General features: G+C 51.4%; 18 protein-coding genes. 15 read left to right on the plus strand and 3 right to left on the minus strand.

The genetic code is table 11. From position 1 onward, the window contains the following. Window positions 1-16: 16 nt before the first annotated feature. The 7 genes from ACTHPM_RS05685 to ACTHPM_RS05715 all read left to right on the plus strand — a co-directional run bounded on the left by ACTHPM_RS05685 (window position 17) and on the right by ACTHPM_RS05715 (window position 5,112). Window positions 17-640, plus strand: coding sequence for a hypothetical protein (locus tag ACTHPM_RS05685; protein WP_440394222.1), 624 nt, complete (start codon window positions 17-19; stop codon window positions 638-640). 163 nt (window positions 641-803) lie between these two features. Then, the gene (pnuC, locus tag ACTHPM_RS05690) at window positions 804-1,484 is read left to right on the plus strand and encodes a nicotinamide riboside transporter PnuC (protein WP_440394223.1); all 681 of its coding nucleotides are present in this window, start codon (window positions 804-806) and stop codon (window positions 1,482-1,484) included. Next, window positions 1,481-2,491 carry an AAA family ATPase gene (locus ACTHPM_RS05695; RefSeq protein WP_440394224.1) on the plus strand — a complete coding sequence of 337 codons (1,011 nt, stop codon included), beginning with the start codon at window positions 1,481-1,483 and terminating at the stop codon, window positions 2,489-2,491. The genes pnuC and ACTHPM_RS05695 overlap by 4 nt, the downstream gene beginning before the upstream one ends. Window positions 2,492-2,517: 26 nt before the next feature. Continuing rightward, entirely contained in the window at window positions 2,518-3,408 is an 891-nt protein-coding gene (locus ACTHPM_RS05700) for an NUDIX hydrolase (RefSeq protein ID WP_440394225.1), read from the plus strand. Further along, on the plus strand, window positions 3,408-3,974 hold the full coding sequence (locus tag ACTHPM_RS05705; RefSeq protein ID WP_440394226.1) for an NADAR family protein: 567 nt from the start codon (window positions 3,408-3,410) through the stop codon (window positions 3,972-3,974). The genes ACTHPM_RS05700 and ACTHPM_RS05705 overlap by 1 nt, the downstream gene beginning before the upstream one ends. A 1-nt stretch (window position 3,975) precedes the next feature. Then, window positions 3,976-4,779 (plus strand): hypothetical protein, encoded by an 804-nt coding sequence (locus tag ACTHPM_RS05710; protein WP_440394227.1) that lies wholly within the window; start codon window positions 3,976-3,978, stop codon window positions 4,777-4,779. Window positions 4,780-4,824: 45 nt separating this feature from the next. Then, on the plus strand, window positions 4,825-5,112 hold the full coding sequence (locus ACTHPM_RS05715) for a hypothetical protein (RefSeq protein ID WP_440394228.1): 288 nt from the start codon (window positions 4,825-4,827) through the stop codon (window positions 5,110-5,112). An 18-nt stretch (window positions 5,113-5,130) separates the two neighbouring features. Here the strand turns inward: ACTHPM_RS05715 and ACTHPM_RS05720 are convergent, their stop codons facing one another. Next, entirely contained in the window at window positions 5,131-5,730 is a 600-nt protein-coding gene (locus ACTHPM_RS05720) for a TetR/AcrR family transcriptional regulator (protein ID WP_440394229.1), read from the minus strand. A 187-nt stretch (window positions 5,731-5,917) separates the two neighbouring features. On the opposite strand from ACTHPM_RS05720, the gene ACTHPM_RS05725 reads away from it, so the two are divergent. The 6 genes from ACTHPM_RS05725 to ACTHPM_RS05750 all read left to right on the plus strand — a co-directional run bounded on the left by ACTHPM_RS05725 (window position 5,918) and on the right by ACTHPM_RS05750 (window position 13,175). Then, a complete protein-coding gene (locus ACTHPM_RS05725; RefSeq protein WP_440394230.1) occupies window positions 5,918-6,982 on the plus strand; it encodes an aldo/keto reductase in 1,065 nt (354 codons plus the stop codon). A gap of 817 nt (window positions 6,983-7,799) precedes the next feature. Continuing rightward, window positions 7,800-10,142, plus strand: coding sequence for a xanthine dehydrogenase family protein molybdopterin-binding subunit (locus tag ACTHPM_RS05730; RefSeq protein WP_440394231.1), 2,343 nt, complete (start codon window positions 7,800-7,802; stop codon window positions 10,140-10,142). Then, entirely contained in the window at window positions 10,129-10,962 is an 834-nt protein-coding gene (locus tag ACTHPM_RS05735) for an FAD binding domain-containing protein (RefSeq protein ID WP_440394232.1), read from the plus strand. The genes ACTHPM_RS05730 and ACTHPM_RS05735 overlap by 14 nt, the downstream gene beginning before the upstream one ends. Further along, window positions 10,959-11,477: a (2Fe-2S)-binding protein gene (locus tag ACTHPM_RS05740; RefSeq protein WP_440394233.1), complete on the plus strand. Its 519-nt coding sequence runs from the start codon at window positions 10,959-10,961 to the stop codon at window positions 11,475-11,477. The genes ACTHPM_RS05735 and ACTHPM_RS05740 overlap by 4 nt, the downstream gene beginning before the upstream one ends. Before the next feature lie 14 nt (window positions 11,478-11,491). After that, a complete protein-coding gene (locus ACTHPM_RS05745) occupies window positions 11,492-12,541 on the plus strand; it encodes an XdhC family protein (RefSeq protein WP_440394234.1) in 1,050 nt (349 codons plus the stop codon). Further along, complete coding sequence (locus tag ACTHPM_RS05750; protein ID WP_440394235.1) at window positions 12,528-13,175, plus strand: NTP transferase domain-containing protein; 648 nt, start codon at window positions 12,528-12,530, stop codon at window positions 13,173-13,175. Before ACTHPM_RS05745 ends, ACTHPM_RS05750 begins: the two co-directional genes overlap by 14 nt. On the opposite strand, the gene ACTHPM_RS05755 is transcribed toward ACTHPM_RS05750, so the two are convergent. Beyond that, window positions 13,124-14,158 (minus strand): FUSC family protein, encoded by a 1,035-nt coding sequence (locus tag ACTHPM_RS05755; protein ID WP_440421464.1) that lies wholly within the window; start codon window positions 14,156-14,158, stop codon window positions 13,124-13,126. The genes ACTHPM_RS05750 and ACTHPM_RS05755 overlap by 52 nt on opposite strands. A gap of 195 nt (window positions 14,159-14,353) precedes the next feature. On the opposite strand from ACTHPM_RS05755, the gene ACTHPM_RS05760 reads away from it, so the two are divergent. After that, complete coding sequence (locus ACTHPM_RS05760) at window positions 14,354-14,905, plus strand: dihydrofolate reductase family protein (protein ID WP_440394237.1); 552 nt, start codon at window positions 14,354-14,356, stop codon at window positions 14,903-14,905. Between the two features lie 264 nt (window positions 14,906-15,169). Further along, a complete protein-coding gene (locus ACTHPM_RS05765; protein ID WP_440394238.1) occupies window positions 15,170-15,520 on the plus strand; it encodes a VOC family protein in 351 nt (116 codons plus the stop codon). A 140-nt stretch (window positions 15,521-15,660) separates the two neighbouring features. On the opposite strand, the gene ACTHPM_RS05770 is transcribed toward ACTHPM_RS05765, so the two are convergent. After that, the gene (locus tag ACTHPM_RS05770; RefSeq protein WP_440394239.1) at window positions 15,661-16,116 is read right to left on the minus strand and encodes a hypothetical protein; all 456 of its coding nucleotides are present in this window, start codon (window positions 16,114-16,116) and stop codon (window positions 15,661-15,663) included. Between the last annotated feature and the right edge of the window lie 134 nt (window positions 16,117-16,250).

Genomic DNA, 16,250 nt, shown 5'->3' on the forward strand with positions numbered 1-16,250 from the left:
AAGGAGTGATGACGCGATGTCCTTAAATCAACAGCTTCATATGGAGTCGATGAAGTACCTGACGACTTCCCCCATTCGAGAAAATGATCCGAAGTTCATCTCCGCCATGAGTCATGTATCCTATGAGTTGCTGACAACCGATGAAGCGGATTGGATAAGGAATCTTTATTTGAAATCCAAAAATATAGCACTTCGAAATCAAATTCTGTACGGTCTTACCCGGTGCAACGAATTGGAATTGAAAGATTTTTTTCAGAATGCCTATAAGAAAGAACGATATCTGGACATGAAGCTGCTCGCCATCCGTGGATTAGCTCACTATGCTTCCGAAGCAGAGATCGACAAGAACATGAGCCATTTCCTTAAGATCTTGATGAAGAGGCCGGAGTCTACGCCCTATAATTACGAAGAATATGAGTATTTAAGATCTGCCTTCGGTCTGCCTTTCCTGATTACAAAATATGGTTATCCCTGTTTTGAAAAAGTGCTTCAGCAAGTGGAGGAGCAGTATCAAGCGATGCCGGATGCATTTAAGGGGCATTTTACCGTTGATGAAGACGGAGAGATCGTTCTGCTGAGAAGCCCGAAAGAAAAGAAACAAATGATGGATCGTTTTTTTGCAGCCCAGCACGGTCACTAAAAAGCAAAGAGGAGAAGCCTGCCTGCGAAAGTGAGCAAAAATTCACTTGCACTTCGCAGGCTTTTCTGTTAATTTTGTTAGTAACACAATGTTATTATCATAAAGATACTATGTAGGGTTGCTATTCACTTTACAATGGGTGGAAAAAGCGGAGGGGAACAAAATGAGGAAAATTACAGGTGGCTGGAATGGGTTTGAAATAGCATGGTTGGTGCTGTTTACTGCGATCGCTGTCGGGTTTACAGTGATTACAAAGGACTCTTTATTCGGATTTACGGTTTTTATCACCGGAGTGCTATGTGTGGTGCTTACGGCGAAGGGCAGCCTGATGAGCTATGTTTTCGGCATGTATAACACCGTTGGTTACGCTTATTTGGCCTATATTAACGGTTTGTTCGGAGAGGTTATGCTGAATCTTCTATTCTTCGTTCCTATGAATGTCATTGGTTTCTATATGTGGAGAAATAACCGCCAAGAAGACGGTAAGCTTAGCATGCGTCAGATGAATCTAAAAGGACTTCTCTTCATTGGGGTCATCTGTGTTGTCGGTTGTTTACTGCTGGGATTCGGGCTTTCGTTCATTTCAGGACAGAACTCGCCTTACATCGATGCCACGACGACCGTGTTATCCGTGGCTGCGACATTCTTAATGGTCCGCAGATTCAAGGAACAATGGCTGGTCTATATGGTGCTTAATCTGTTTACGGTGCTGTTATGGGTCATTCGGATGCTCGAGGGTAGCGGGGAGGGCTGGATGATGATCGTGATGTGGAGCGCCTATCTGGTCAACGCGGTTTACGGGTACTACAATTGGAATAAAGGGGCTAAGGAGGTGGCAGCATGAAAACGCTTGGACTAACGCTCGGCAAGTTCGCACCGCTTCATAAGGGCCATCAGTTCATGATCGAGACGGCGCTGCAAGAGGTCGATGAATTAATCGTGGTCATCTACGAGACGACGGTTACCCCGATCCCGCTTCATGTCCGGGCCAATTGGATTCGCAAGCTTTATCCGGCAGTCCGGGTCATCGAAGCCTGGGACGGCCCGGATGGATACTCGGATGACAGGGAGCATGAGATTCGGGAAGAACAATATATACTCGGTTTGCTGAACGGCGAGCAAGTCACACATTTTTACTCGAGCGAGTTTTACGGCGGGCATATGAGTGTTGCATTGGGTTCCATAGACCGGCGGGTGGATGAAGCCCGTGAGCGGGTTCCGATCTCAGCGACGATGGTCCGCTCCGATCCTTATAAGTACAGAGAGTTCGTCAGTGATATCGTGTACCGGGACTTGATTACGAAGGTGGTCTTCGTTGGTGCGATGTCGACGGGGAAATCGACGATCACCGAAGCGCTGGCACGGCAGTATGGCACGACCTATGCGAGCGAATACGGACGCGATTATTGGACCGAGCACCAGGTGGACCGCCGAATCGGCTTCGAAGCGTTCGATGAAATCGCGGTAGGACATATCGAGCGCGAAGAGCAGGCTTTGCTTGAGGCGAACCGGTTTCTGTTCGTTGATACCAATGCGATTACGACGTATATGTTCGCCCTGGATTACCACGGCCAGGCCCCGGAGCTGTTAACCCGGATCGCACTGGAGAACGCCCAGCGCTACGATCTGTTCTTCTTATGTGATGACGATATTCCTTATGACGATACATGGGACCGAAGCGGGGATCAGAAGCGGCATGTGTTTCACAAGCAGATCATTGCGGATCTCAAGACCAGGCGGATTCCCTACATTACGCTAAGGGGGAGCTTGGAGGAACGCATGCGCAAGGTAGACGAGGTACTCGCGAAGTTCGAACCCTACCGGAACTATTTTGGAGAGCTGAACGGTTAAATCATATATAAAGGAGGCGAACACAGTTGGATTTGTTGGATAAAGATGGACTTACGGAACGCGAATTTCTAGAGCAGTACCGGGCAGGAGATTACGAGCGGCCTTCGGTGGCGGCGGATATGGTTATCTTCACCGTAACGGATGCGGAGGCGGACAGTTATCGGAAATTACCGGATAAAGAGCTCCGCGTCCTGCTCATTCGCCGGGGAGGACATCCCTTCCTCGGCAGCTGGGCGCTTCCCGGCGGATTTGTCCTGCCGACCGAGACGACGGATCAAGCTGCGGCCAGGGAACTGCGCGAGGAAACCGGCGTGGAGGATGTTTATCTGGAGCAGTTATATACGTTCAGCGATATCGGGCGCGACCCCCGAACCTGGGTGATGAGCTGCAGCTATATGGCTCTGATTAACAGCGACAAGCTGGAGCTTAAGGCGGGAGACGATGCGTCGGATGCCGCCTGGTTCCAGGTATCTTATCGGCTGCTGCGGGAGCAGAAAAAGCAGATCACAGACGGATACATCAAATCGCAGGAGTACGAACTGAAGCTGCGCAGTGAAGAAGAAGAGCTTTCGGCGGTTGTGGCGAGAACAGTGACCGCGAAGACGACATCGACCGGAACAGATGTTGAGATTGTATCCAATGACGGATTAGCCTTCGACCATGCGAAGATCATCGCATATGCGATCGAACGGCTGCGGGGAAAAGTGAATTATACCGATATTGCGCTGCACTTGATGCCTGAGCTGTTTACCTTGACGGAGCTGCAGCAGGTGTACGAGGTCATTATGGACAAAGAATTGTTGAAGGCTGCCTTCCGTCGCAAAGTAGCCGATCTCGTGACGGAGACGGATGATTACACCGAAAATGCGGGGCATAGACCATCCCGTTTGTATCGGAGAAATTTGGAGGATAGATGATGATTTACAATATCGAAGCGTTAAGAAAAGCATATAACAAAGGAGATACATTCAAATTTGTCTTCTTCTGGGGGCATACGCCATCTACAGATGGAAGCGTCGATAAAAGCTGCTTCAGCCAATGGTGGATGTGCCCGTTCACGGTAGATGGAACGGAGTATTCCTGTGCCGAGCAGTTTATGATGGCCGAGAAGGCTAGATTGTTCGGTGATGACGGAATGCTGGAATCGATCCTTAAAGCCAAGCACCCCAAGGAGATGAAAGCCTATGGACGTGCAGTGCGAAACTTTGACAATGATCTTTGGGACAAAGAATGCTACGGAATCGTCAAAAGAGCCAGCTTGGCCAAATTTTCGCAGAATCCAAAGCTTGGCGACTATCTCAAATCGACGAAGAAGCGAATCCTCGTCGAAGCCAGCCCGCAGGACCGCATTTGGGGAATCGGTATGAGCCAGACTCATCCCGATGTGGGGAATCCCGTGAAATGGCGGGGCCGCAACCTGCTGGGGTTCGCGCTGACCGAGGCGCGGGACGAGTTATTACAGCAAGAAATGAGGGGAATTTGAATTGGTCACGGGAATCTCGATTTATGATACGGAGAAAATGAATGCTTCCGAGGCTTTGGAAATTGGGATGTCTTTTTTTGAAGCCATTGCCGTCAGCGTAAACGCCGCCACGTATTACAAATTTTTGAGCGACGGAGATCATGAAGGGGATCACCAGCTCTTCAATATTTCTCCCGACCTTTTACAAGAGAATGTGTTAGCGGGAACTTGCGATGCGTTCTGGTTATACCACGAGCGAAAGGGATCGACACCTTGGTATGCAGCATTCAGCCGAGAAACAGGAGATTACGGAAGTTTCCATCATTTTACGGCATTCTGTGAATTTCCACTTGAAGAAGTATATGAACTTCTGACAGCGTGGCTTGCAGACTTAGCAAAGCAATTTCCCCGCTTTTCTTATGGTATCCTATTTTCTGCTGAAGAAATGACTCGTGCCTATTATTATGCGGCAGGAAATAACGGGGCAACCGTATTCCCTTACGAGAATGGTTTTGCATTTAACAAAGAGACACCCGGATCATATCAGGGGAAGGGAAGGTATTCAGGGGAGAAGCTCCGGATGGTATACCCTTGTAACCTGGTGAACAGCCAGCATCTTCAGATCAAAATCGGCGGAGTAAAGCTGGCAGAATGGATTCGAAGCGGCGAAGAACGCGGCGAGTTAACGAATCTCGGGGACGAGCTTTGGCTATGGGAAGTGGAGTCGATACATCTCGATCAGGTCAATCAGGCTTGTGGAGAAGCTGGGCATCTGCTGGCCTGGAAACCTGTTCTTCCCAGAAAGCCGAAACGAAAGCTGCCCTGACCGGGATTAAAACTAGCCATTAGAATATTCATTGAAGGTTAGGTGATGACCGTGAGATATACCGATTATATCCGGCTGAAAACAGGCAGATACCAATCTGTAGGCAAGTTTGGCGATCATATTTATGCATTCGAGGTTCTGACGGGGGTAACCGACTCTCCGGAATACCACCAAATTTCTAAGGCGGAATTTGATTCATTTGAATCTTGGAGTCAAGAATATATTTCCGACTTAAAAAAGCTGTATGAGATCATTAACCGCCCCGTTATCTGCAGCGGCTATTTGGGAAGAGAGCAGCTTGACACTTCGCTGCTTCGTGATTTTCAGCGGTAAATTATATTTACAACAACGTTAAACTCCGTGATCAAGACATGGCGTATTGCGTATATATTTGGTCAGCATCCTCGCAATATCTTCCGGAGGAATTGCACGATCCGTTGTAAACCAGTGCTGAATAATTCCAAATTGGGCATTCCCTAAATAAGCAATGGCATAGTCAGTAAATAGGCGGCTTTCATTGGTCATAGATGATTGATCCTGTTTCAAGTTTTCATACAAGCGAGTGCCCACTAAATACTGAAGCCGTTCTCTTAATTCTGCTGGAGCATCCGAATGGAACAGTGCTTTAAAAAAGCTGGCATGCTTTTGCATGTATTGAAAGGCTTCGGTGATGGGAGGATAAGCTCCTTGTTGATCAGGATGTTGCATCAATTCTTGAATTTGGATGGGCTCGAAAGCCGTTAATAATCCTTTAACAAAAGACGTTTCTTCGATCAGATGGAAGATATCTGTATAATGCAAATAAAAGGTGCCTCTATTTATTCCGGCTTTTTCACAAAGGTTCTTTACGGTCAGCCCATTTATACCTTCTCTTTCTAAGATAGACAACAATGCGCTCTCCATTAAAGTACGACTCCGGATGACTCTCCTATCGGTACTATTTTCGATCATTTGTTTACCCCCTTGCATGAATGTTGGATCTATTAATCAACACTTTTGACGGTATATCTATTACTCAACACTTGGCCTATTATGTTCATTGATCTCCACGTTATGCCTCATTATAATGGACCCTACAGCCTTAATCAACACGAGTTCATTTTCGGGCTGATTAAATCCACATTGGAGGAGATCAATCATGGATTATCGATATATTGGAAGGACGGGTACCAAAGTCAGTGCGTTTGCATTAGGAGGATCGAGTTTTGGATCTAGGGCAAGCGAAGAGGAGAGTATAAAAATGATTGATGAGGCATTGGACTTTGGCATCAATCTGATCGATACATCTAACAGATACGGAAACGGGGAATCAGAACGTATTATCGGAAAAGCGATTAAGAACAAACGGCAAAATGTCATATTAGCTACCAAGTTTGGGGCAGAGGCGACAGATAAAATAAATCAAAGTGGTGCTTCTCGCCGCTGGATTCGAACGGCTGTTGAACAAAGTCTTTTACGTTTGCAAACCGACTATATAGATCTTTATCAGCTTCATCTTCCTTTAGAATTTGTTGACTTTGAAGAGATCCTGATAACGTTGAATGATCTGGTGAGAGAAGGGAAGATTCATCATATCGGCACTTCAAATCACCTGGGTTGGCAAATGGTTCAAGCACAAGCCATTAGTGATCGATATCATATTCAGCGCTTTGTAAGTGAGCAAACACCTTATTCTATGATCAATCGACGAATGGAATTTGAACTTGCTGAAGTTGCTAAACAATATGACCTCTCTCTATTTGTGTACAGTCCCTTATCCGGCGGCTTACTAACGGGTAAATACAAGGCCGGTCAGGCCGCGCAAAGCGATTCACGCGCTGCAACATTAAAAGGATATGCAGATACACTGGATCCTGAGCTGGCTGATAATGAGTATAAGTTTAAAATCATTGAAAAGCTGCATAAGCTTGCTAATGAAGCGGGGATTCGACTGGCGGATATGGCAACCGCTTTTACCCAAAGTCATCCATCCGTCACATCAACGCTATGGGGACCACGCACTTTAGAGCAATTAAAAGCCTATATTTCCGGGGCAGAACTGAGACTCGGCACGGATGTATTGGATGCAATTGACGCCATTGTTCCGCCAGGCAAACGTATCGATGACAAAGAGCAAACCTGGACTCCGGAGTGGATGAGTAATGAAAGACGCAGGCGGCACATAACTGATCGTCATTCGTTGGCGGGTATTAAAGAAGAATAGACTTGCAATGGGATCCTCCTCATCTTGATTTAAGATGGGGACGATCTGACTTTTACGAGGATGGCCGGTGACCCAAAGCTATTGTCATTAAACACGCCTAAATTGCCTTCCCCATGGCGATTTTAAGAAAAGGAAGGGACCTATGTCAATGATAAAGCGCAACCTGTCGTTTGTTCTCGATCGATTCTCCGTAAAGGAGGTTTTAACAGCATGGGAAAAAGCTGATAAATCAAAAGATATTATCGTATTGGAATCCGATCATTCGGATTGGTCTATAGAAGTGGACGGAATCCAAAGTATCTCTCATCATGTATTTGAAAACTTTTTTATCTCAGTTGAATGATTTTGATCATGATGTGCAATTATTTTGCAAAGATACCTATGAGAAAAGTAACCTCGGAATAGAAAATTATATGGTGACATTGCAGTGGATCTCCATCGTTGAAAACTCAATCATACTTGGGTACTGGGGGGATTATGTAAATGTAGAACTGAGATCCAACATAGGGTATGAGAACGGGATGTGGCAGCAGAAAGAAGTTTATTATCAGTAGCCAAGAAGAGGATCAAGCTGTGGGGATATAATGTTTTGTGTGGGTTAATGTGTCTGTAAAAAAGAACACATTGTCCGCATAGTTGATCTTGAAGCCCCATCAATTATGCTGTATACCGAAAAAAAGAGGTCAGCCCATTCGTTGGTCGACCTCTTTTTTCTATTGTGAGGCAAGCCGTATGAACAAATATAAACCCGAATACTAGGGACAATGCATTTCCCATATAAATAAGCAGAGGATGTTCAACGATCACAACTGTGAGGATGAAAGGAGGAACCAAAATCGCCTCGTCCATCGGAAAAGAAATTCTGAGAAAGGAATCCGGGCAGAAAGTGACCGGGGCAGCCCGTTACACGGGAGATACCATGAGACCCGGCTTGCTGCACGCTGCCCTGGCTGTCAGTCCGCACGCCCATGCCCGGATACTGTCGATCGATACCTCTGTGGCCCGGAACATACCGGGCGTTCGTGCAGTCGTCACAGGGAAGGATTTCCCGGTGCTCACCGGTTCTCCGCTGGAAGACCGGCCGCCGCTGGCCATAGACAAGGTGAGGTATTACGGCGAGCCACTTGCCGTAGTGGTGGCTGATGCGGAATATATCGCGGAAAGGGCGGCGCTGCTGGTACGCGTGGAATACGAGACGCTGCCGCTTGTTCATTCCCCGCGGGAAGCCTATAAGCCGGACGCTCCGCTTATTCATGAACGTCTGGCCGAGTATAAACGCCATGAGGAGGTGTATCCGGAGCCCGGCACCAATGTTGCAAGCCGCAACCGGATCCGCAAAGGAAACTTGGACGAAGGATGGAGCCGCAGCGTTCACATCGTCGAAGTCCAGGTGAGCATGCCGCAATCCGATCATGCCGCGATGGAAACGCGCTGCTGTACGGCTGAATTGCTGCCGGACGGCAAAGCTGTCATCCACTCCGCGTCGCAGTCCCCCTACATCATCCGCAGCCAAATCAACAGATACTTTCATATCCCGCTGCAGCAAATCATCGTTCACACCCCGCTCGTAGGCGGTGGTTTTGGCGGGAAAGCGGCCATACAGTTGGAATTCCTCGCTTTTCTGGCTTCCCGGGCTGTAGCTGGAAAAGCGGTCAAGCTGGTCAATTCAAGGGAGCGGGACATGGTCTCATCCCCGGTGCATATCGGGCTGGAATCGAGAGTCAAGCTGGGCTGTACCCTCGTTGGAAAAATCGCCGCCGCGGAAATTACGCACTGGTTTGACGGGGGAGCCTATTCGGACCGGGGACCGATCATGAGCAAGGCGGGAGCCAGTGACTGCTCGGGTCCGTACCGGATTGACAATCTGCAGTGCGATTCGCTCTGCATGTATACGAATCACCCGTACTCCACCTCATTTCGCGGATTTGGACATCCCGAGCTGACGTTTGCCATAGAGCGGGCAATGGATGTCATGGCCGCACGCCTCAGCATGGATCCGCTGGAGTTCCGCTTTCTGAATGCTATCGGGCCCGGGGACACGACGCCGACGCAAACGCTGTTGGACCGGAGTACGATAGGCAATCTCCCGATGTGCATAGCCAAGCTGAAAGATATGATCCGGTGGGATGAGCAGCCCTTAATGGAAGCTAAAGGCCACTTGGTTAGAGCCCGAGGTGTATGCTGTTTGTGGAAAAATTCCAATACCCCCGCCGATGCCGGCGCGGGGGCGGTCATCATCTTTAATGCCGACGGGAGCGTGAATTTGCTCTGCGGCGCCGTGGAGATCGGGCAGGGCACGCGGACGTCCCTCACTCAAATGGTAGCCGAGCGGCTCCGAATGGATGTTCACAAAGTATCGATCAGCACCGACGTCAATACGGAGACCGAGCCGCAGCTGTGGAAAACCGTCGCGAGCCGCAGCACCTTTCTGGTCGGCAACGCGATCATGGCGGCAGCGGACGATGCCATCGTACAGCTGAAGAACACGGCCGCCCGAGTGCTTCAGTTCCCGCCGGCCGAGCTGGAGGTCGGGGGCGGAAGAGTATACAGCAAGCGGGATCCAGGGACTGGCATAGATATCGCCAGGATTGCCCTTGGATACAAGCTTCCGGACGGGGGGACGATCGGTAGCCAGGTCATCGGCCGCGGCAGCTATGCGATGCGGGATATTAAGGAGCTGGACCCGAAGACCGGTAAAGGGAAACCTGGCCCGGAGTGGACGGTCGGCGCGCAGATGGTGGAGGTGGAGCTGGATACGAGGGATTTTAGCTATCGGATTCTGCAGGCGGCGACCGTTATGGACGCTGGGAGGGTCATCAACCCGGTTTTCGCCCGCGGTCAAATTACCGGAGGCATGAGCATGGGGCTGGGCCTGGCCAGCAGAGAGGCCTTTGCGTTCAATGAAGAGGCCCAGGTGCTGAATCCGCAGTTTCGGACGTATCACATGATGCGTTACGGAGAACAGCCGACGTATTTCGTCGATTTCATCGAAACGCCGAATGCGGAGGCACCATTCGGCCTGCGGGGCATCGGCGAGCATGGCGTGATTGGGATGCCTGCAGCGCTGGCCAATGCTTTGTCGACGGCGGCAGGTATCCCGCTTAATCGGCTTCCGCTTACCCCGGAACGGATCTGGAGGACGGTTCATGATACCTTTTGACTTTGAATACTACCGGCCGGCTTCCGTGAAAGAGGCGGTCGATTCCTATCAGACGCTGCAAGCCCAGGGCAAGCATCCGATGTACTGGTCCGGAGGAACGGAAATCATTACGATGGCCCGGTTGGATCGTGTTCATCCGGGAGCAGTCGTCGATGTAAAAGCGATTCCCGAGTGCAATGTCATGGAATTCCGCGGGAATAACCTGATCATCGGAGGGTGCGTCACATTGTCAGCCGTTACAGGGTCGAATCTTTTCCCTCTGCTCAGCAGGGCGGCCCAGGGTGTCGCCGACCAGACGTCCCGCAACAAAATTACGCTCGGCGGCAATCTGTGCGGGCGGATTCCTTACAGAGAGTCAGTTCTTCCGCTGCTTGTTGCCGATAGCCGCCTGGTTATCGCTGGGAAAGACGGAGTCCGGGAGGCTGTGATCCACGAAGTCTTCAACAGACAGATCCAGCTCGAACCCGGAGAATTTCTGCTGCAGACCGTGACGAACCGTGAATTCGTATCTCTGCCGTCCGTCCATGTGAAGAAACGGCAGATCGGTAATGTCGGTTACCCGTTGGTGACCTTGGTTGCCGTGAAAAGGGGAAACCGCATCCGCGCGGCATTCAGCGGGGTCTGCGGATTCCCGTTCCGTTCAGCCGCCATTGAGCAGGTGCTGAACACCCCTGGGATGTCTGCGGAAGAGCGGGCCTTCCAGGCAGCGGGACAGCTCCCGTCACCGCCGCTGACCAATACGGAAGGCTCGGCCGATTACCGGCTTTTTATATTGAAGCAAACCGTCAAAGATGCCATTCTGGTTTTGGAAGGAAGGTGAACGTTCTGAAAAGCGTAAGCTCGAACTCGAATGCAATCTACTCGCTCGAGCTGGAGGTCAACGGAGAGCGCAGGTGGCTCCAGGTTCGTGCGGCGGAGACGCTGCTGCATACCCTCCGGGATCACCTTGGCTTAACCGGGTGCAAGCCCGGCTGCGAGAACGGGGACTGCGGCGCCTGCACCGTCATCCTGAACGGGCTCCCGATGAAGTCCTGCCTGATGCTCACAGTAGAGGCGGATTCGCAGCGTATCACCACGATCGAAGGGCTGAAGCATTCGCCGGTCCAGGAACAATTTGTCCTGAAGCAGGCGTTCCAATGCGGCTACTGCACGTCGGGATTTATCATGAACGGTCACGGGCTGCTGAGCGCCCATCCGGACGCGGATCCGGAGACCATCCGGCTGTGGCTGGAATCGAACATATGCCGCTGCACCTCATATGAAGAAATTCACGGGGCGATTACGGCAGCGCTGGCAGTGAACAAGGGAAGCGGCCCGGCAACCGGCAGCAGCTAAAAGGAGGAACGCGCTTGGAAGACATTCATCGGATTCTGGAAGCACTTCAGCAGAGCAGAGAGCGCAGCGTGCTGGCGACCATTACCCGGGTGGAGGGCAGCGCCTACCGTAAAAAGGGCGCATCCATGCTGCTGTTCGAGAACGGAACGCAGGTCGGCGTGCTGAGCACCGGCTGCCTGGAAGCGGATATCGCAGCCCGCGTGCCGGAGCTGCTGACAGCCGGGGCTCCGCACACCTATACCTTCGACCTGGACGCTGCCGATCCGCTGTCCTGGGGAGAAGGACCGGGCTGCGGAGGCGTGATCCAGGTTACAGCTGTGGCCGTAGGCGACTCGCTGCGGAGGCATCTGCTGATGCTGAAGGATTATTTGGACGATCAGACCGAAGTCATGCTGATTCTAAGAAATAGCGTGGACCCCCTGGCTGCCGGATACAGCTTTGTCACCAGCTCCAGGCTCCGGTTTGGCGAATGGCCGGGGGCTTTCCCGGAGGCTCTGCTGGATTGGGCCGTTGCCCGGATGGGGTGGCGGAGCGGGATGCAGATCGTGCCGGGAGAGTCAGAGGAAGTATTCGTCCACACGTATTTCCCCAAACCCCGGCTGACTTTGTTCGGTGCCGGGCCGGATACCAGGCCTTTGGCCTCCTATGCGGCCGCCGCCGGATTCACGGTCGCCGTCGCCGATTGGAGGGCAGCCCTGTGCGACCGAAGCTTTTTTCCGGATGCCCACGCGCTGCTTGACGGCTTCCCGGAGGAAACGGCCGGGCGGATGCGGTGGACGCCAAACGATTACGTGGTCATCATGACGCATCACTTCCGGAGGGACCAGGAGCTCATCCGGATCCTCTCCAGCCATAACCTGGCTTATGTCGGCCTCCTGGGCTCGAAACGCCGAACGCAGCAGCTTCTCGAAGGAGGCTCCCTGCCGGAGCATTGGCACGCCCCCGTAGGTTTGCCCATCGGGGCAGATGGTCCGGAAGAGATCGCTTTCAGCATCGTGGCCGAATTAATCCAAGTGTACCGAACTTCCAGGGAACAGGCACGCTTATCTTATGAAGCGACATAGTATCCACGGCATTTATTTGGCGGCGGGACAAAGCAGCCGGATGGGAACGAATAAGCTTGGTCTGCCTCTGAGGGGGATTGCGCTTGGCAATCATGCTCTGCTTGCCGCCCTGGAGGCCGGGCTGGCGCATGTATGGATCGTGACCGACGACGGTAAGGCGGATTGGATGGACGCAGCCCTTGTCAGCGATCGCTTTCGTTCAAAATGGACGCTTGTCCGCTGCCTGGATGCGCATTCAGGACAGGCGCATTCGATCCGGTGCGGGTTGGAGGCGGCGATGGCCGCGGGTGCCGAATCGGTTATGGTCTTGCTCGCAGACCAGCCCGGCGTCACGGCGGAAATGATCCAAGAACTGTGCTGCCGCTACGATCAGGCATCGGAACGGGAAGAGATTCATTTCGCCGCCGCGGAGTTCGGCGGTCTGGCGAGACCGCCGGTCATATGCCACCGGCGGATGTTTCCAGAGCTGCTCCGGCTGCAAGGGGACCAGGGAGCCCGGCATCTGATCCGTTCCGGAAGGCCGGGGATCTCCGTCCCTTTCGGATCGCCGGATCTGTTCCTCGACGTAGACACGCGGGAGGACTACGGACGGCTGCGGGACAAGGAGAACGCAGATTCCCCGCCAAAATCCTGAAGCAGCTGCCCGGCATTCATATACAGGGCGAGCGGGTACTGCTCCTGCTCCCAATGCGCCGGAGCCTGAAGGCTCAAGCTGACCATACCGGCGCTGCCGTCTGCGGCGGTGCCTTGACCTGTATGCCACCGTTTGATCACCTCGGCGAGTTCTTGCAGGTGGGCGGCCCATTGCTGCTGGTGCTCCAGGGTAAAGTGACCGGTCTGCGACCACTGACCAAGCACCCGGATCATATCGGACAGATTAGCGTAGCCCGAACGCAGCTGCTCCATCTGCCGGGTCAGGCCGTTCAGCAGATCGCGCTTCTTGGCGGCAAAAGGGTGGTATCGCAAGCTTTGGGCCGCCTTGTCCAGCTCGGTGGTCGCTTGGTGCAGTTCCTGGAACAGCGCCTGCCATGTCCATTTCAGCGTTTGCGCTTCATTTGGAGGACATCCTTGCTCCACCCATTGCCTGGCCTTGATGAACTGTCCGGCCAAATGATCCGCAAAGCGGGACATTTGGTGCTTGGCAGACGGGATGGAGTCCGGCGGGAACAGCAGCGCCTGTACCAGTACTGCTAACACGGCACCAATAATCGTATCCCGGATGCGGTCGAGCGAATAGCTCGGCATTTTGTGCTGAAAAAACAGCACGAGCAAAATGCTGAGGGCCACCTGTGTCAATGGGGTGTGATCCAGCTTCAGGCGCTGGATGGCAAAGGCAGCGACCAACAGGCATGCTCCGATGCTCCATGCGTTCAGGGGGAGCCAGGGCGTTACGCAGAGCGTCAGCAGGACGCCGGCAACCGTTCCGAGGACACGCTGCCAGGCGAACTGCATCGATTGGCTGACCGTGGCCTGTACAGACAAAATCGCAGTCAGCGGGGCGAGGTAAGGATGCGAAGAGCCCGCCCACTTTGCGGCCTCCCATGACAGCGCCGCAGCCAGCGGCATTTTCCAGACGACACCGCTGTTTTTGATCATACTCCATAGATTGTCACTCATTCGTTGTGCAGCCCCATTTTACTTGTTATTGCTGCTATTGTTCCCACGGAATCAGGGGAGTAAACTCGCCCCGCAGGGCGGCATGAAACGGTAATATTTCTTTACAAAGCGCTGACCAGGACTATACATATTAGCAATTGATGAGAAACCGGGCCTGTTTCAGAATGATAAAATATAAGCAAAAGGAGGCTGCATATGGGACGTGTAATCCTGATGATGAATGTGACACTGGACGGTTGCTGCGACCACAGGCAGGTGATTGCAGATGAGGAACTCCACCAATATACGGCGGACCTGATCGACTCGGCTGATGGTCTGCTTTTTGGACGCGAAATTTACCAGCTGATGGAGAGCTCTTGGCCAGCCATTGCCCGTAGCGGCGATGGACCTCCGTTCCTGGTCGACTTCGCACGCAAGCTCGATCGGAAACCCAAGTACGTCTTCTCGCAGACGCTCAATCAAGTGTCGTGGCAAAACACATACTTGATGAAAGGGCCTGTTTTCGAGGAGGTGCCGCAGCTTACGGCAGAAGGGAAGAACCTCGTCGTAAACGGAGGTCCCGGCCTTGGCTCCACGCTGGCACAACTCGGCTTGGTGGATGAGTATCACTTCCTGGTACAGCCCATTGTTGCTGGACGCGGCCCCCAATTGTTGGGGGGAGTTCAGGACCGGCTGAATCTGAAGCTGACCGAAACCAAAGCCTTTGATTCCGGCGTCATGGCGCTCCGCTATATGCCTGTCCGTTAATAATCAGGCTGATTTATCGCGATGTAGTACGGCCAGACCAAAGTATACAAGCACAAGATACAGCCGGCATACAATTGTCGGCTGCTTTGTATCTATCGTACGATTGTCATGCCGCTTCGCTGCGGCTATTTTTGTATGCTATGGATTGGAAAATTCTTCCCATCTATTCAGTAGAAATCCTGAAGACTCAATTATCTGCAGGAGGTAATGAGCCAAGAATCATCGAATTGGAACATTGATTTCAAATCTATAGGAGGATGAACTATGAAGATTAAACGCATTGTCGCAAATATTGAGACGCAGGACCTTTCCAAAGCTTCGTATTTTTACGGGGAAGTACTTGGACTTGAACAACTTATGGATATGGGATTTATTGCAACATACGGTACGGATGAGAAGATGAGCACTCAGATTAGTTTTCTATCAGAAGGGGGCTCGGGTACGCCTGTGCCTGATCTGTCCATTGAGGTGGATGATCTGGATGACGCATTAGCCCGTATGAAAGAAGCTGGAATTCCAGTGGAGTATGGACCAGCGGAGGAACCTTGGGGAGTTCGGCGTTTTTTTGTTCGGGACCCATTCGGAAAACTTATCAATATCCTTATGCATCTCTGAAAAATAAAACAAGGTGGCCGGGGTTTTGAAAGACGACGAGGACTTACTCCTTCATACAATGAAAGGCCGTCACCTTGAGGAGCTAAGCATCATTAAATGAGCTCAGGTACAGAGGTGGCTGACGGCCTTTTTCTTTTCTTCTATAGAGTCACAACAACATCTGTCAGTTCAAAATACCACTCCAGGAAGTTGTTAAAGCTTTTCCATTGCGGACTCACATGACCAGCAAGAAAATCCTCGATCTGCCGACCCACTCCCAAGCCTACCACTTCATCTGTGTTCTTATTATAGAAAAAGCCGAATTCCCCTTCAAAGTTATCCAAGGGAATATATTCTTCGGGCAGGTTTAAACCGTCATGAGTTCTTTTTAAGCCCCACATATAATCTGAAGAATTGATCATAAACCAACAAATCTGGTAGATTTGACGTCGTCTACTAAGAAAAGTGGGACCATCCTCTGCATGCAAATAAAACGCCGCAAAATCCGATCCTAAATCGATCCCTAGCTTGACTAAGGCCTGTTCATACTCTTCTGTGATGTCTTCAAACCACCAGTTTTTGCTTTTGCAATATTGGATCACTTTTTCCGATAGCATCCCGACTGCTCCTCCGATATTTAATTAATTATCTTAATGATTACCCTGAGTATATCACATCTCTATAATCTGTTAATGTTCCTTCAGTCGCTGTATTTTATCAGATTGCGCAACATTACTTTCATAGTTCCCGT

The sequence above is a fragment of the Paenibacillus sp. SAFN-054 genome, from assembly GCF_051966755.1.
GTDB lineage: Bacteria > Bacillota > Bacilli > Paenibacillales > Paenibacillaceae > Paenibacillus_AQ.

Excerpts from the sequence above, each read along its gene's own strand:
- ACTHPM_RS05685 (WP_440394222.1), top strand. The coding sequence starts at position 17 with ATGTCCTTAAATCAACAGCTTCATATGGAGTCGATGAAGTACCTGACG.
- pnuC (WP_440394223.1), top strand. The coding sequence starts at position 804 with ATGAGGAAAATTACAGGTGGCTGGAATGGGTTTGAAATAGCATGGTTG.
- ACTHPM_RS05695 (WP_440394224.1), top strand. The coding sequence starts at position 1,481 with ATGAAAACGCTTGGACTAACGCTCGGCAAGTTCGCACCGCTTCATAAG.
- ACTHPM_RS05705 (WP_440394226.1), top strand. The coding sequence starts at position 3,408 with ATGATTTACAATATCGAAGCGTTAAGAAAAGCATATAACAAAGGAGAT.
- ACTHPM_RS05715 (WP_440394228.1), top strand. The coding sequence starts at position 4,825 with ATGACCGTGAGATATACCGATTATATCCGGCTGAAAACAGGCAGATAC.
- ACTHPM_RS05720 (WP_440394229.1), bottom strand. The coding sequence starts at position 5,730 with ATGATCGAAAATAGTACCGATAGGAGAGTCATCCGGAGTCGTACTTTA.
- ACTHPM_RS05725 (WP_440394230.1), top strand. The coding sequence starts at position 5,918 with ATGGATTATCGATATATTGGAAGGACGGGTACCAAAGTCAGTGCGTTT.
- ACTHPM_RS05730 (WP_440394231.1), top strand. The coding sequence starts at position 7,800 with ATGAAAGGAGGAACCAAAATCGCCTCGTCCATCGGAAAAGAAATTCTG.
- ACTHPM_RS05735 (WP_440394232.1), top strand. The coding sequence starts at position 10,129 with ATGATACCTTTTGACTTTGAATACTACCGGCCGGCTTCCGTGAAAGAG.
- ACTHPM_RS05750 (WP_440394235.1), top strand. The coding sequence starts at position 12,528 with ATGAAGCGACATAGTATCCACGGCATTTATTTGGCGGCGGGACAAAGC.
- ACTHPM_RS05755 (WP_440421464.1), bottom strand. The coding sequence starts at position 14,158 with ATGAGTGACAATCTATGGAGTATGATCAAAAACAGCGGTGTCGTCTGG.
- ACTHPM_RS05760 (WP_440394237.1), top strand. The coding sequence starts at position 14,354 with ATGGGACGTGTAATCCTGATGATGAATGTGACACTGGACGGTTGCTGC.
- ACTHPM_RS05765 (WP_440394238.1), top strand. The coding sequence starts at position 15,170 with ATGAAGATTAAACGCATTGTCGCAAATATTGAGACGCAGGACCTTTCC.
- ACTHPM_RS05770 (WP_440394239.1), bottom strand. The coding sequence starts at position 16,116 with ATGCTATCGGAAAAAGTGATCCAATATTGCAAAAGCAAAAACTGGTGG.